Below are 14,701 nucleotides of genomic sequence, written 5' to 3' on the forward strand. Positions count from 1 at the left end.
TTTGGTTTGTAAATAAAGTGTAATAATATAAAAATCCCAAATTTCAGAAACAGAGTGTTTTGGAATTTGGGATTTTTGATATTGGGATTTTACACTAAAAATTTAGCATAAAAAAAACCATCACAATGGATGGTTTTAAAATCTTTAGAACTTAGGTTCTAATTATTTTTTTACTTCTTCAGCAGCTTTAGTAGCTTCAGTAGCAGCAGAGTCAACTTTTGCAGCAGCAGAATCAACAGTTGCAGCAGCAGAATCAACTACAGCAGCAGCAGAATCAACAGCAACAGCAGTAGAGTCAACAGACTCAGTTGCAGCAGCATCAGCTTTTTTACAAGAAACAACAGTTAAAACAGCAACAACAGCTAAACTTAAAAATACTTTTTTCATCTTACTTTATTATAAAAGGTTAATTATTAATTCGTGGCAAAGATATAAATTTTTTAATATGTAAAATATTTTTTTATTTTTTTTTTAAAATATTTTCATTGCTCACGATTATCTTATTTATCAAAGATAGTGCCAAATTAGTAAAAATTTATTATATTATTGTATTTTTTGTATAAATTATTTTTCATTAAATATTCAATAATAGAATTGGCTATTTTGATTCACTTCATTGCAGTTTATTTTGCTTTTGACTAATTATTCTGCAAGCTCTAAAAGCCAAAAAGAACGCTTTTAAGCCTTCTTTTTCATGACAATGATACGAAACCAGCTTTAACTGTGTTAAAAAGCTTAAGAAACGATTTTCATAATGCTGTTTGTTGCTCCTGTATTATCCTGGATATAAGACTTGCAAATTTGCCCTTTTTCTTTTAGAAAATTTTCATCATTAATCAATTGATCAAAACTGTTTTTTAATTCATCGCTATTCGATATTATAGTGCATCCTTTAAGTTTAACCAGTTCAACAGCTTCGGCAAAATTGGAGAAATTGGGTCCAATTATAATCGGAATTCCAAACGTGGCCGGTTCCAGAATATTGTGAATACCAGGATTTCCAAAACCTCCGCCCACATAAGCGATTGTTCCGTAGCTATAGATTTTAGTTAATAAGCCAATTGTGTCAATTATAAAAACGGAATAATTTGATAAATCAAGATTGTTCTTCTCTGAAAATAAAACACTTGATTTTGTTATTTGAGATTTAAGATTTGAAATTTGTTCTGTCTTAATATTATGCGGAGCAATAATAAACTTCACATTATCCGGAGCCTGATTTATATATTCAGCTATTAGACTTTCGTCTTTTGGCCAGGAACTTCCAATAACAATTGTGGTTTGGTTATTTTTAAATTTTTCAATATAATCAAGGGAATTATCTCTTTCTAAAATGGCATTTACACGATCAAAACGAGTATCGCCCGAAACAATTACATTGTTAAATCCAATGGCTTCAATTTTTTGTTTCGAACTTTCATTCTGAACAAAAAAATAAGTAAAGGCTTTTAATGCTTTTCTGTAAAAACCGCCATACCATTTAAAAAACATTTGGCTGTCTCTAAAAATCCCGGAAATTAAATAGGTTGGGGTTTTGCTTGTTTCTAATTCTTTTAAATAGTTTAACCAAAATTCATATTTGATAAAAAAAGCTTTTTCAGGATGTACCAGTTTTAAAAATCGTTTTGCATTTTTTTTGGTATCCAATGGCAGGTATATGGTAACATCTGCAACTGTGTTATTTTTACGCACTTCGTATCCGGAAGGGGAAAAAAAAGTAACAACAATTTTGTGCGAAGGATATTTTTCTTTTATTTTTTCGATTACAGGTAAGCCTTGTTCGTATTCGCCAAGTGAGGCCGAATGGAACCAGATAGTTTTGTCTGTGGCTTTTATTTTTTCTTCTAAGATGGAAAAAACATTTTTTCTTCCGTCAATAAAAAGTTTGATTTTAGGACTAAAAAGCGCCACAATTTTAAGAAAAAAACCGGCAATGGAAATAACTAAATTGTACAGAAAAAGCATAGATATATTTTTGGCGCTAAATTACGCTTCTTTCGATTATTTTCATTGTTCGAAGGTATTAAATAACTATTTTTGTGCTTCGTTTAGAGATTTGGTTTCAAAATCAAATCTTAAGTTTTAAATAAATAAAAAGATAAATGAAAAAAATTCAAATGGTTGACTTAAAGAGTCAATATGAAAAAATAAAAGCCACTGTTGATGCTTCAATTCAAGAAGTTTTAGATACAAATACTTATATAAACGGACCATTGGTTCATCAATTTCAAAAAAATCTTGAAGACTATCTAGGGGCAAAACACGTAATACCATGTGCAAATGGTACAGATGCTTTGCAAATTGCCATGATGGGATTGGATTTAAAACCTGGTGATGAGGTGATTACTGCCGATTTTACTTTTGCAGCTACTGTTGAGGTTATCGCTTTATTGCAGCTTACTCCGGTTTTGGTTGATGTTGATATCACAAATATGAATATTGATATCGATGCCATTAAAAAAGCAATTACTCCAAAAACAAAAGCAATTGTTCCGGTACATTTATTTGGCCGCGCTGCAAATATGGATGCTATTATGGAAATCGCTGCCGAACATAATTTATATGTAATAGAAGATAATGCACAAGCTATTGGAGCTGATTATGTTTCTAAAACTGGCGAAAAAACTAAGGTTGGTGTAATTGGACATGTTGCTGCAACATCATTTTTTCCTTCAAAAAACCTAGGTTGTTATGGAGATGGTGGAGCAATTTTTACAAATGATGATAAATTAGCGCATGTTATTCGAGGAATCGTAAATCATGGAATGTATGAGCGTTATCATCATGATGTTGTAGGGGTTAATTCTCGTTTAGATAGTATTCAGGCAGGGGTTTTAAATGCAAAATTACCTTTGTTAGATGAATATAATAAGGCGCGCCGTCGTGCAGCGACAAAATATAATGCAGCTTTTGCAGGTCACAAAAACATTATCACGCCTGAGTTTGATGCAAACGAAAATGATCACGTTTTTCATCAATATGTATTGAGAATTATCGATGCAGATCGTAACGCCTTAATGCAGCATTTATTAGACAAAGGAATTCCGTGTGCAATTTATTATCCAATTCCTTTGCATTCTCAAAAAGCTTATGTTGATGTTCGTTATAAAGAAGAGCAATTTCCGGTTACCAATCAATTAGTGAAAGAAGTGATTGCTTTGCCAATGCATACAGAATTAGATGATGAGCAGATTAAATTTATTACCGATAGCGTAATTGAATTTTTGAAATAAGAAAGAATGTAGAGTAAAGAGAATAGAAAAAAGAACATAAAAGACAATAGAAAAAGAGAATAGAAAAACTTATATAATCTATCTTCTTTATTCTATTTTCTGTAATCTAAAAAAAAATGAAAATATTAGTAACCGGAGGATTAGGGTTTATAGGTTCACATACCGTAGTCGAATTGCAAAATGAAGGCTTTGAAGTTGTTATAATTGATGATCTTTCTAATGCTTCAGAAGATGTTGTACAGGGAATCGTAAATATTACCGGAAAAAAACCTCTGTTTGAAAAAATAGATTTAAGAGAAAAAGCCGCAGTAAAGGATTTCTTTAAAAAATATAATGACGTTGCGGGCGTAATTCATTTTGCAGCTTCAAAAGCAGTTGGCGAAAGTGTTGAAAATCCGTTATTATACTACGAGAACAATATTAGTAGTTTAGTTTATTTGTTGCAGGAATTAAAAGAAAAACCTGAGGCAAGTTTTATTTTTAGTTCGTCTTGTACGGTTTACGGTCAAGCCGAAAAAATGCCAATTACAGAAGATGCGCCTGTTCAGGCAGCAATGTCTCCTTACGGAAATACCAAACAAATCGGAGAAGAAATCATCAATGATACTGCAAAAGTTACCAATATAAGTGCTATTTTGTTACGTTATTTCAACCCGGTTGGAGCGCACCCAAGTACAGAAATTGGTGAATTACCTTTAGGAGTTCCTCAAAATCTGGTTCCATTTATTACACAAACCGGAATGGGATTACGTCAGGAATTATCTGTTTTTGGTAATGATTACCCAACGCCTGACGGTACGGCTGTTCGTGATTACATTCACGTTGTAGATTTAGCAAAGGCACACGTAATTGCATTACAGCGTTTGTTAAATAAAAAGAATGTACAAAAAGTAGAAACTTTTAATTTGGGAACAGGAACAGGAAGTTCTGTTCTTGAAGTTATTCATAGTTTTGAAAAAGTAAGCGATAAAAAATTACCATACAAAATCATGCCGCGCCGCGAAGGTGATATCACCGAAGCATACGCCAACACAGATAAAGCAAACAATGTTTTAGGCTGGAAAGCAGAATTAAGCCTTGACGAAGCAATGGCAAGCGCCTGGAAGTGGGAACAGAAAGTTCGTTCTTAATTTAGTATTCAGTCTCGGTCTCGGTTTTCAGGTAGAGATGCACAGCAGTGCGTCTAACATCCGATATTAAAAATCCAAATTAATCTAGATTATTTGGGATTTTTCATTTGATTTATTTTTTAATTTTGTAAGATTAAAATGTAAGAATAATGAATTTAAAAAAGGAAAATAAAGAGAATATTTTTGACTTTGATGCTGAGTTTGCAAAAGGATTAACGCCTGAAGAAGCAAAAGCAGAATCGATTAGAAGAATAAGAGAATGGTGGGGAAAAAGCTCAGACTTTGACACAAAGTTTAAAAGAGGTTTAACTCCAGAGGAGTTTAAAGCTGAAATGTCTAAAAGAATAAAAGCATATCCGTGGAAATAAGTTTCAAGACATAAAAACAAAAATCCTCATAAACATTTCATTTATGAGGATTTTTTATGTTTAGTTTTAAACTGAAAACTGCGACCGAAAACGGAATACTAATTAAGCATTCGCCGTAACTGCTTCTTTATCAATTTTATTGATCAAACCTGCTAATACTTTTCCTGGACCAACTTCAGTAAACAAAGTAGCGCCGTCAGCGATCATTTGTTGTACAGATTGTGTCCATTTTACGGGAGCAGTCAATTGTATAATTAAATTCTTTTTGATTTCGTTTGCATCAGAAACTGCATTTGCCGTTACGTTTTGGTAAACCGGACAAATAGGAGTAGAGAAAGTAGTTGCTTCGATTGCAGCAGCCAATTCTTCTCTTGCAGGTTCCATCATTGGAGAGTGAAATGCTCCTCCAACAGGTAAAATTAAGGCACGTTTTGCTCCGGCAGCTTTCATGGCTTCACAAGCTTTTTCAACAGCAGAAGTTTCTCCTGAAATTACCAATTGTCCCGGGCAGTTGTAGTTTGCAGCAACCACAATTCCGTCGATAGAAGCACAAACTTCTTCAACAATATTATCAGCAAGACCTAAAACCGCAGCCATTGTAGATGGTGTAATTTCGCAAGCTTTTTGCATTGCCAAAGCACGTTGAGAAACTAATTTCAAACCATCTTCAAAAGATAAAGTTCCGTTTGCAACCAATGCTGAAAATTCTCCTAAAGAATGTCCTGCAACCATTTCAGGCTTAAAATCTTCGCCTAAAGTTTTGGCTAAAATAACAGAGTGTAAAAATACGGCCGGCTGTGTAACTTTAGTTTCTTTTAGTTCTTCGGCAGTACCTTCGAACATAATATCTGTAATTCTAAAACCTAAGATTTCATTAGCTTTTTCGAATAATTCTTTGGCTAAAGCCGATGATTCATATAAGTCTTTGCCCATTCCTGTAAACTGTGCGCCCTGACCTGGAAATACGTATGCTTTCATTTGTCTAATTTAATTTTTATTTTTTTTTAGAATTGAAAATTAGTTTCAATTGAAAGGCAAAAGTAGTATTTTTTTAGCTCGTATAATCCTTAAACATATAAATCCATGCTAATCTTGAAAATCGAAGATTGAAAGAAGTGAGTAAAGTAATTACAACAGCAATGATGGGAATGATTCTTAAATCAAATGTTTGATCAAAGAAAAACTGTGCAATACAATAAGTAGCAATGCCTTGCGCAACAGTTAATCCGTAATTTACATACATTGCGCCAAAAAAATAACCAGGCTCTTTTTGAAATTTATAATTACAATGACTGCAATATTCGTTCATTTTTGGAAGACCAAAAGTCAAAAAAATACTTTTATCTTTAAATACTTTTCCTTTATGACAAACAGGACATTCGTTACTTAAAATATGAGTTAATGCATGTGACATGATCTTGATGTTTTTTATTTATACAAAGGTAATTCAGAGTAGGATAAAAGTCTTTTTTATATCTTCGCTACTTATAGCACAATAAAGACATTTTGTTCTGGAAATTCCAAATTTTAAATTCCAAAATCTACAATCTAATCGCGTATGAAAAAGTATCCAATTTATAGTGTTCAGAATTTTAGTTGTAACGATGTTCATCGCGATTTTTACGTCAATACTTTTACAGAACATTTAAAAAGTCACAGTTTTGTCGAAGAACCACATCGTCACGATTCCTATCTGATGGTTTTTTTTACAAATGGTTCCGGATTGCACGAAGTCGATTTTGATCAGTTCGAAATAAAAAGAGGAAGTTTATTCGTTCTTCAGCCCGGTCAAATGCATCATTGGAGTTTATCCGAAGATATTGAAGGCTTTGTGATTATCTTTTCGCAAGAACTTTATAATTTGTATTTCGGACAAAAAAACATAAACGATTATAATTTTTATCATTCCATTCACAACAGGCCGGAAATGGTTTTTGAAGAAACAGAAATTCTAAAAATCCAGCCTTATTTTGATTTATTAATTCAGGAAAACAATCAGGATAATAAATTGCAATTAGATAAAATGTTGAATTTATTAGATTGTATTCATATTGAAATTTCAAGAAAATACAGTGAAACGTATTCGCATCAAACACATTCTTATAATATTAAAATCAATACGTTTGAAAGGCTTTTGGAGCAATATTTCAGACAAGCAAAGCTGCCTTCTTTTTATGCAGAGAAATTAAATATCACTTTAAAACATTTGAATAGAATCTGCAATGAAATTCTGCAGAAAACAGCAACCGAAGTTATTATGGATCGTGTGATTCTCGAAATCAAACGAATGTTAATCGATAAACAATTGTCTATAAACGAAATTGCATTTGCTGTTGGCTACGAAGATTACTCGTATTTCTCGAGATTTTTTAAAAAACAAACAGGAATGTCTCCAACGGAGTTTCGAAGTACAGTGCGATAATTTTTTTCCGCCACGAATTCACGAATTTTTATAGCGCAAAGTTTGGAAAAATATAATTCGTGAATTCGTGGCGATTTTTCCTTTATTTCAAAAAGAAAAAACCCTGCACTTTCTAAAAAGTACAGGGTTTTTAACCAACCAAATTAAAACCTATTTATTACAAGATTAAGCTTGTTTTACAAATTGTAATTCAATGTTTAAACGAACTTCTTCTCCAACCAAAACTCCCCCAGTTTCTAGAGCAGAGTTCCAGTTTAAACCCCAATCTTTACGATTAATTTTTCCTTCAATGCTTAAACCAACTTTAGTATTTCCCCAAGGATCAGTCATGATTCCGCTAAAATCTACAGGAAAAGTTACTGATTTAGAAACACCTTTAATGTTTAGGTCTCCAGTAATTTCATAATCTCCATCATCAATTTTTTTGAATGAAGAAGCTTTGAAAGTTAATTTTGGATTGTTTTCAGCATCAAAGAAATCAGCACTTCTTAAGTGACCGTCTCTGTCTGCATTTGCAGTATCGATAGACGCAATATCGCCTGAAAATTCGATTGCTGCGTTTTCAAAATCATTTCCTTCTGTAGTGATTGAAGCATCGTAAGTTCCAAATTTTCCTGAAACATTTGTAAACATCATGTGTTTAACTTTAAAACCAATTTCTGAGTGAGTTGGGTCAATTGACCATTTTGTAGTTGCCATAATTTTTATTTTTTAAAATATTAATTTCATTTTGATAGGACAAAGTTACTTCGAGCGTCTTCATTAAGTACTTAACCTAGATTAAGAAATAAATAACGAAGTATTTTTGAATCCAATTTGTTTTGTTTATTGTTTGAAAAGAAGTCCTGAATTAATAGTTCATCGGAATATCCATTAATAAAAATTCAGCATCAGTATTTGCTTTTATATTCAAAACATCAGTTCCTGAAATACCAATGGCATCACGAGTGTTTAATTCCTGCCCGTTAATAGTTACGTTTCCTTTTAAAATGAAAGCGTAAACTCCGTTTCCTTCTTTTTTGATTGTGTATTCATTAGATACACCTGAGTCAAAATTACCCATATTAAACCAGGCATCCTGATGAATCCAAACTCCTTCATCATCTGCATTTGGAGATAAAATTTGAGACAATTTATTGTGTCTGTCAGCAACATTCAAAGTTATTTGTTGGTAACGTGGTGTTACATTTCTTTTATTTGGGAACAACCAGATTTGCAACAATTTAGTTTGCTGATCTTCATTTGGGTTAAACTCACTGTGTTGAACACCAGTTCCGGCACTCATAACCTGAATATCACCATTTTTGATGATTTCAGTATTTCCCATACTGTCTTTATGTGCTAAATCTCCTTCTAACGGAATGGTAATAATTTCCATATTATCGTGAGGATGTGTACCAAAACCCATTCCGCCTGCAATTGTGTCGTCATTCAAAACACGAAGCGCTCCAAACTGAATTCTATCGGGATTGTACCAGCTTGCAAAACTAAAACTGTGATAAGCGTTTAACCAACCGTGATTTGCATTTCCTCTTGTTTCTGCTTTATGTAATACTATATTTTCCATGACCTTATCTGTTTGTTATTTTTATAGTACAAAGATACTACCAAGGTAAATGAAACACACTTAATGTAGATTAAGAAAGTTTTTTTGAAGGTTCTGAGTTTCTAAGGGACTAAGATTCTAAGGTTTTTATCTTGATCGAAAATATGATTGAAATAAAAAAAAGTCCCAGCGGGACAGAATATTTATAGGAATTATTGAAACGAATCACCAAGCTCCAGCGGAGCGAAATGTTAATATAGGAAATATCGCTCCGCTGGAGCTTTGGTGTTGTAAAGGGATGGATTTTAATCCATTTTACGTATGGTAACCACAATCTTGTCATTCCGAGGAACGAGGAATCTCCGCTAGAAACTCCGCGAACAATATCACCAATCTTTTGTCGAGCTCCTTGTGAAGATTCCTCGTTCCTCGGAATGACAAGATTGTGTGAAGATCTAAAGTTTATAATCTTAGAAGTCTAATATCTAATAATCTAAAATCAGCTATATTGACTAATAAACTGCTGAACAACAACATCTGTATTCTCATGACGCTTTTTCTTTTCCAATGCAATTGGCGGTGCGGCTCTTTCAAGACAATTTTTTACGTCGCATGTTTCGCAGGTAACGCCTACAATTCTTTTTACAAGCGGTTTTCCTTCAATGAATTTGAATTTCTTTTTCATTGTCGGATTAATTAAAATTCCAACAGAAATACTGCGAATGTTGTCTTTTATAAAAGGATCTTTTGTGGCTGATGAAAAAACCAGATATTCATTTCCGCTATGAACGTAGCTTGAAATCTGCGCATCAAAAAAATGAGGTTTGTTTTGTTTGATAGCTTCGTCTATGGTTTTTACCGAAACCCATCTTCTGCAATAATGCTCATTGGTTTCGTTCGCGTGAGGTTCCTGCTGATTCGTAATGTGTAATTCTTTTTTGATTTGATAAAAATCAGAACCAATTTTATGTGACATTCTTAAAAAGAATAAGTTCTTCAGATGAAAATCTTTTGGCAATAAATTGGTTAATCTTTGATAAAAAGACTCGGGAGAAACTTCAAAACTTTCGATCAAAGCAACAAATTCTTCCGGATTTGGTTTTTCGTTTAAAAGAAAATCATTGATTTTATCTACAATCAATTGTCTTGGTAATAATAAAGCTCCGGCAAAATAAGAAGCATAAAAATTATGCAAAACCTGATCAAAATTATCAAATTTGATCCAGCTGAAAGTCAGTAAACGATCTGATATTTTTAGGTAATTGTAGGCGATTTCTTTAGCTAAAATAAAGGCTTTTTGTGGATTATCAATTTCTGTTGAAAGCAATAGAGTTTTACTTTTCGGAACATAAATAGAACGTAAATCTTCTAAAGCTTCCTGATCTGTAAAAGCAATTTCTTCTATAGTATATTCGTATTCTTCTTTAAGAATCGCTTCTAATTCTTCGATAGTAATTTTAGAATCTAGGTTAATTTGAAAGGATTTTGAAAAAGCAATTACCTTTTCCTCTAAATCTTCAAAATAATTACTGTGTGCTTCCTGATATGAACGTAACGCAGCCAGGAAAAAACTTTCTCTGCTTAAATTATAATGCTGTGCAATTTCGATAATGGTACTTATAAACGCATTGACTTTTGCCGGTGCATTGGCAATAATATCAATTAAATCAGCTTCCTGGATTCCAAAAAGTTCTAGCGGAATCTCTTTTAAAATTCCGGATTTTAAGATTTCGCCAATAGGAGCGAGGTTGTTATCGAGTTTTAAAGATATCATTTGATCATATGAAACGTCAAGATGTTTACAAAGCAGTAAGATTTTATCTGTTTTTGGATATTTTTTTCCCTTTTCAATTTCGTTTAAATACGATTTTGAAAGATTTGTCAATTTGGCTAAGCCAAAAAGGGAAAGATTTTTTTGGGTTCGAACCTGTTTCAGTTTGAGCCCAAATATCAGCTTTATGTAGTCTTTTTCGATATTCATGAATCAAATATAGTTATTTAAAAAATAATCGCCAAAATATTATTTTTAACATTTAGCGAACGTTCGCTTGTTTTGTAAAAAACTTTTTTCTAATATTGTGGTGTAGAAATTATTAGATATCAGATTGTTATCGTGAATGTTTTTTTGAAGAGAATATAATTTGAATAACGATTTTGATTTTCACTAATAAAATAAAATCCACAGCTATGAAAAACCAATTAGAAATTACCGAGACGGCAATGGAATTTTTAGCCGAAAAAAAGTTTTCTTATCCAACAATTTGGAAAGAAGAAGCAATTGTTTTTATAACAGAATTGCATCGAAAATTTGAAGCGCAACGTAAATTGTTGTTATTACAACGTGACCAAAAACAAGTCGCTTTGAATCTGGGTATTATGCCTTCTTTTCCTTCAGATACCAAAACCGTCAGAGAAAGTAATTGGGTGGCTGGAGAAATTCCGAAGGATTTGTTGGACAGAAGAGTAGAAATCACCGGTCCGGTTGATCGTAAAATGATTATCAATGCGCTGAATTCGGGAGCAAAGACTTTTATGGCTGATTTTGAAGATAGTACTTCGCCAACCTGGCAAAATTTGATGGAAGGTCAAATGAATTTAATTGATGCTGTCAATAAAACGATTTCTTATACAGATTCGGTTAAAAATAAATCTTATCAGTTAAATGAAAAAATCGCAACGCTGATCGTTCGTCCAAGAGGATTGCATTTGCCTGAAAAGCATCTTTTAATTGATGGAAAAGAAGTTTCGGGTTCTTTGGTAGATTTTGGGCTGTACGTTTTCCATAATCATAAAAAATTATTGGAGAACAATTCCGGACCGTATTTCTATATTCCAAAATTGGAGCATTATTTGGAAGCACGCTGGTGGAATAACGTAATTGATTTTACCGAGAATTATTTAAGACTGAAAAGAGGAACTATAAAAGTGACGGTTTTAATTGAAACGATAACAGCCAGTTTTCAATTGGATGAAATTATCTACGAATTGAAAGAACATATTGTTGGCTTGAATTGCGGTCGTTGGGATTATATTTTCTCTTACATCAAGAAATTCGGTAAGAACCCAAAATTCATTGTTCCGGATCGCGATCAGGTAAATATGACTTCTCCTTTTATGAATGCCTATTCAAATTTGGTAATTCAGAGATGTCATAAAAGAGGAATTCACGCGATTGGCGGAATGGCAGCTCAAATTCCGATTAAAAATGATGAAGAAGCGAATGCCGTTGCTTTTGCAAAAGTAAAAACAGATAAAGAACGCGAGGTAAAAAATGGTCACGACGGAACCTGGGTGGCACATCCGGATTTAGTTTCTTTAGCAAAATCAGTTTTTGATGCCGGAATGCCAACTCCAAATCAAATTCATATTAAAAGAGAATATCGAAAAATTACGGAAGAAGATTTGCTGGAACCGCCAATCGGGATCATTACAGAAAACGGCGTTCGAAAAAATATCAATGTAGGGGTTTTGTACTTGGCTTCATGGCTGAATGGACAAGGCGCAGCGGCTTTGCATAACTTGATGGAAGACGCAGCAACGGCAGAGATTTCGAGATCGCAATTGTGGCAATGGCTTCAGAATAAAGTGACTTTAGATAATGGCAAAATTTTGAATCTGGCTTATTATCACGAATTGGCTTTAGATGAATATCAGAAAATTAAATCGGAACTAGGAGAAGAAAATTACGAAAAACGTCAATTTCCTTTAGCTGAAAAAGTATTGGAAAGATTAGTTGTAAATACTGATTTTGTTGACTTTTTGACTATTCCGTGTTACAAATACCTTTAGATAATTAAAAATTTGGAATTAAAAATTAAAAATCTGCACTATCTGCTAAATCTGCGTGAAAAAAAAAAATTAATTCTGAATTTTTAATTTGAATGAAATGCTTTACTAACCAACTTAACTATATTATTTATGAAAACAACAGAAGACAGAATTCAGGAATTGATTAACGATTGGATTACGAACCCAAGATGGAAAGGTGTTGAACGCCCATATACTGCGACAGAAGTAGTGACGCTTCAGGGTTCTTATCAAATTGAGCATTCTATTGCCAAAATGGGAGCGCAAAAATTATGGAAAAAGTTAAAAAGTCAGGATTATGTAGCTGGGTTGGGTGCTTTAACAGGAAATCAGGCGATTCAGGAAGTTGATGCAGGCCTTGAAGCCATTTATTTAAGTGGCTGGCAGGTTGCGGCAGATGCAAATTTGGCGGGAGAAATGTATCCGGATCAATCGCTTTATCCGGTAAATAGTGTGCCAATTGTAGTAAAAAAAATTAATAATGCCTTATTGCGCGCTGATCAGATTCAGGTTGTAAATGAGGTTAAAGATAAAAAAGATTATCTGGTTCCGATTGTGGCCGACGCCGAAGCTGGTTTTGGTGGAAATCTGAATGCTTTCGAATTGATGAAATCAATGATTGAAGCCGGAGCATCTGGAGTTCATTTTGAAGACCAATTAAGCTCTGCTAAAAAATGCGGGCATTTGGGCGGAAAAGTTTTGGTGCCAACACAAGAAGCGATTAACAAATTGATTGCGGCACGTTTAGCTTCGGATGTTATGGGTGTTTCAACTTTAATAGTTGCCAGAACAGATGCTGATGCGGCTAATTTATTAACGAGCGATGCAGACCCGAGAGATGCTAAATTTATTACGGGTGAAAAAACCAACGAAGGCTTCTTTTATGTAAAAAATGGAATCGATCAGGGAATTGCAAGAGGTTTAAGCTATGCTCCTTACGCTGATTTGATTTGGATGGAAACCAGCAATCCCGATTTGGTTTATGCTAAAAAGTTTGCGGATGCCATGAAAAAAGAATTTCCGGATAAAATGCTGGCTTACAATTGCTCTCCATCTTTTAATTGGGCTGCAAAATTATCTGTTGCAGAAATGGAGACTTTTAGAGAAGACTTGGCGGCAATGGGATATAAATTCCAGTTCATTACTTTGGCGGGATTCCATGCTTTAAACACCAGTATGTTTGAATTGTCTAAAGCCTACAAAGAACGCGGCATGGCAGGATATTCTGAATTGCAGGAAAGAGAATTTGCTTTGCAGAAAAACGGATTCAGAGCTGTAAAACATCAGGCTTTTGTGGGAACTTCTTATTTTGATGCGGTTCAAAACACCGTAACAATTGGAAAATCAACAACAACAGCAATGAAACATTCTACGGAGGTTGAGCAATTTTAATTTTTTTCCGCCACGAATTCACGAATTTTTATTCTTAAAGATTGTAAAAAAATAATTCGTGAATTTGTGGCGGAAAATCTTATTTCTTCAAAAGCCTGGCTTTCATTTTACTGAAAAATTCGGGCGTTACACCAATAAAAGAAGCAATTTGTTTTTGGGGAACTTTGTGAACCAATGTTCCGTATTTAGTACAAAACTTTTCAAACCTTTCTTCGGCTGGTAAACTTAAGTTGTCCATTAATCTTTGCTGATTGGCAACTAATGAGTTTTCAATTAAAATCCTGAAAAAACGTTCCAGTTTTGGAATCTCCAGATACAATTGTTCCTGATTTTCCTTGGATAAAGAAACTACTTCAGCTTCTTCTAAAACTTCAATAAATAGCTGTCCTGGTTTTTGCGAAAAAAAGCTGTACATATCGCTCATCCACCAGCCTTCGCAGGCAAATGATAAAACATGTTCAACAATATTGTCATTAATATTGAAACTTCTTAAAATCCCTGAATTTACAAAATACGAATGTTTGCAGATTTCGCCGGCATTCAATAAGATAGTTTTAGGTTTGTAAATGTTTGTTTCTAATTTGGATAAAAAAAGCGCTTGTTCCTCTGCTGTTAAAGAAACATGCTTAGCAATGTTTTCAAGAATCAACTCCATTATTTTTCTTTTATCAAAGTGAATGAAGTTGCTTTAAAACGGTTTTTTTCGATTGTTCCCGTTACAGAAGCTTTTGTAATAGCATTACAAAATCCGTCTTCAGCATGTGCGTCGCCGTGATCATGAATTGTTGTTCCGTCAACAAAAT

Annotated in this window: 15 protein-coding genes; 6 read left to right on the forward strand and 9 right to left on the reverse strand. The window is 33.5% G+C overall.

Annotated elements, in window-relative coordinates:
* Positions 1-162 precede the first annotated feature (162 nt).
* On the reverse strand, positions 163-387 hold the full coding sequence (locus RT99_RS15715; RefSeq protein WP_042565709.1) for a hypothetical protein: 225 nt from the start codon (positions 385-387) through the stop codon (positions 163-165).
* Between the two features lie 348 nt (positions 388-735).
* Positions 736-1,965, reverse strand: a complete 1,230-nt coding sequence (locus tag RT99_RS15720) for a 3-deoxy-D-manno-octulosonic acid transferase (RefSeq protein WP_042565710.1) — start codon at positions 1,963-1,965, stop codon at positions 736-738.
* A 137-nt stretch (positions 1,966-2,102) separates the two neighbouring features.
* On the opposite strand from RT99_RS15720, the gene RT99_RS15725 reads away from it, so the two are divergent.
* From RT99_RS15725 to RT99_RS15735, 3 genes are all read left to right on the forward strand, one after another.
* Positions 2,103-3,233 carry a DegT/DnrJ/EryC1/StrS aminotransferase family protein gene (locus RT99_RS15725; protein ID WP_042565711.1) on the forward strand — a complete coding sequence of 377 codons (1,131 nt, stop codon included), beginning with the start codon at positions 2,103-2,105 and terminating at the stop codon, positions 3,231-3,233.
* 116 nt (positions 3,234-3,349) lie between these two features.
* On the forward strand, positions 3,350-4,363 hold the full coding sequence (gene galE, locus RT99_RS15730) for a UDP-glucose 4-epimerase GalE (protein WP_042565712.1): 1,014 nt from the start codon (positions 3,350-3,352) through the stop codon (positions 4,361-4,363).
* 149 nt (positions 4,364-4,512) lie between these two features.
* Positions 4,513-4,731 (forward strand): hypothetical protein, encoded by a 219-nt coding sequence (locus RT99_RS15735; RefSeq protein ID WP_042565713.1) that lies wholly within the window; start codon positions 4,513-4,515, stop codon positions 4,729-4,731.
* A 102-nt stretch (positions 4,732-4,833) separates the two neighbouring features.
* On the opposite strand, the gene fabD is transcribed toward RT99_RS15735, so the two are convergent.
* On the reverse strand, positions 4,834-5,709 hold the full coding sequence (fabD, locus tag RT99_RS15740) for an ACP S-malonyltransferase (protein WP_035651657.1): 876 nt from the start codon (positions 5,707-5,709) through the stop codon (positions 4,834-4,836).
* Between the two features lie 73 nt (positions 5,710-5,782).
* Entirely contained in the window at positions 5,783-6,145 is a 363-nt protein-coding gene (locus RT99_RS15745) for a DUF983 domain-containing protein (RefSeq protein ID WP_042565714.1), read from the reverse strand.
* 144 nt (positions 6,146-6,289) lie between these two features.
* On the opposite strand from RT99_RS15745, the gene RT99_RS15750 reads away from it, so the two are divergent.
* Positions 6,290-7,153 (forward strand): helix-turn-helix domain-containing protein, encoded by an 864-nt coding sequence (locus RT99_RS15750; RefSeq protein ID WP_042565715.1) that lies wholly within the window; start codon positions 6,290-6,292, stop codon positions 7,151-7,153.
* A gap of 165 nt (positions 7,154-7,318) precedes the next feature.
* On the opposite strand, the gene RT99_RS15755 is transcribed toward RT99_RS15750, so the two are convergent.
* From RT99_RS15755 to RT99_RS15765, 3 genes are all read right to left on the reverse strand, one after another.
* Positions 7,319-7,852 (reverse strand): YceI family protein, encoded by a 534-nt coding sequence (locus RT99_RS15755; RefSeq protein ID WP_042565716.1) that lies wholly within the window; start codon positions 7,850-7,852, stop codon positions 7,319-7,321.
* 151 nt (positions 7,853-8,003) lie between these two features.
* A complete protein-coding gene (locus tag RT99_RS15760) occupies positions 8,004-8,720 on the reverse strand; it encodes a pirin family protein (RefSeq protein WP_042565717.1) in 717 nt (238 codons plus the stop codon).
* A gap of 478 nt (positions 8,721-9,198) precedes the next feature.
* Entirely contained in the window at positions 9,199-10,680 is a 1,482-nt protein-coding gene (locus RT99_RS15765; protein WP_042565718.1) for a helix-turn-helix domain-containing protein, read from the reverse strand.
* 206 nt (positions 10,681-10,886) lie between these two features.
* On the opposite strand from RT99_RS15765, the gene aceB reads away from it, so the two are divergent.
* Entirely contained in the window at positions 10,887-12,488 is a 1,602-nt protein-coding gene (gene aceB / locus RT99_RS15770) for a malate synthase A (RefSeq protein ID WP_042565719.1), read from the forward strand.
* Positions 12,489-12,617: 129 nt separating this feature from the next.
* Entirely contained in the window at positions 12,618-13,898 is a 1,281-nt protein-coding gene (aceA, locus tag RT99_RS15775) for an isocitrate lyase (RefSeq protein WP_042565720.1), read from the forward strand.
* Positions 13,899-13,977: 79 nt separating this feature from the next.
* Here the strand turns inward: aceA and RT99_RS15780 are convergent, their stop codons facing one another.
* Both RT99_RS15780 and RT99_RS25725 read right to left on the reverse strand, forming a co-directional pair.
* Positions 13,978-14,553 (reverse strand): Crp/Fnr family transcriptional regulator, encoded by a 576-nt coding sequence (locus RT99_RS15780; protein WP_042565721.1) that lies wholly within the window; start codon positions 14,551-14,553, stop codon positions 13,978-13,980.
* Positions 14,553-14,701, reverse strand: a 149-nt coding sequence (locus RT99_RS25725; RefSeq protein ID WP_042565722.1) for a DUF6370 family protein, incomplete at its 5' end; no start/stop codon positions are given. The genes RT99_RS15780 and RT99_RS25725, both read right to left, overlap by 1 nt.

The organism is Flavobacterium sp. MEB061 (assembly GCF_000834715.1).
GTDB classification, from domain to species: domain Bacteria; phylum Bacteroidota; class Bacteroidia; order Flavobacteriales; family Flavobacteriaceae; genus Flavobacterium; species Flavobacterium pectinovorum.

Excerpts from the sequence above, each read along its gene's own strand:
- RT99_RS15715 (WP_042565709.1), bottom strand. The coding sequence starts at position 387 with ATGAAAAAAGTATTTTTAAGTTTAGCTGTTGTTGCTGTTTTAACTGTT.
- aceA (WP_042565720.1), top strand. The coding sequence starts at position 12,618 with ATGAAAACAACAGAAGACAGAATTCAGGAATTGATTAACGATTGGATT.
- fabD (WP_035651657.1), bottom strand. The coding sequence starts at position 5,709 with ATGAAAGCATACGTATTTCCAGGTCAGGGCGCACAGTTTACAGGAATG.
- RT99_RS15765 (WP_042565718.1), bottom strand. The coding sequence starts at position 10,680 with ATGAATATCGAAAAAGACTACATAAAGCTGATATTTGGGCTCAAACTG.
- RT99_RS15720 (WP_042565710.1), bottom strand. The coding sequence starts at position 1,965 with ATGCTTTTTCTGTACAATTTAGTTATTTCCATTGCCGGTTTTTTTCTT.
- aceB (WP_042565719.1), top strand. The coding sequence starts at position 10,887 with ATGAAAAACCAATTAGAAATTACCGAGACGGCAATGGAATTTTTAGCC.
- RT99_RS15780 (WP_042565721.1), bottom strand. The coding sequence starts at position 14,553 with ATGGAGTTGATTCTTGAAAACATTGCTAAGCATGTTTCTTTAACAGCA.
- RT99_RS15755 (WP_042565716.1), bottom strand. The coding sequence starts at position 7,852 with ATGGCAACTACAAAATGGTCAATTGACCCAACTCACTCAGAAATTGGT.
- galE (WP_042565712.1), top strand. The coding sequence starts at position 3,350 with ATGAAAATATTAGTAACCGGAGGATTAGGGTTTATAGGTTCACATACC.
- RT99_RS15725 (WP_042565711.1), top strand. The coding sequence starts at position 2,103 with ATGAAAAAAATTCAAATGGTTGACTTAAAGAGTCAATATGAAAAAATA.
- RT99_RS15760 (WP_042565717.1), bottom strand. The coding sequence starts at position 8,720 with ATGGAAAATATAGTATTACATAAAGCAGAAACAAGAGGAAATGCAAAT.
- RT99_RS15750 (WP_042565715.1), top strand. The coding sequence starts at position 6,290 with ATGAAAAAGTATCCAATTTATAGTGTTCAGAATTTTAGTTGTAACGAT.
- RT99_RS15745 (WP_042565714.1), bottom strand. The coding sequence starts at position 6,145 with ATGTCACATGCATTAACTCATATTTTAAGTAACGAATGTCCTGTTTGT.
- RT99_RS15735 (WP_042565713.1), top strand. The coding sequence starts at position 4,513 with ATGAATTTAAAAAAGGAAAATAAAGAGAATATTTTTGACTTTGATGCT.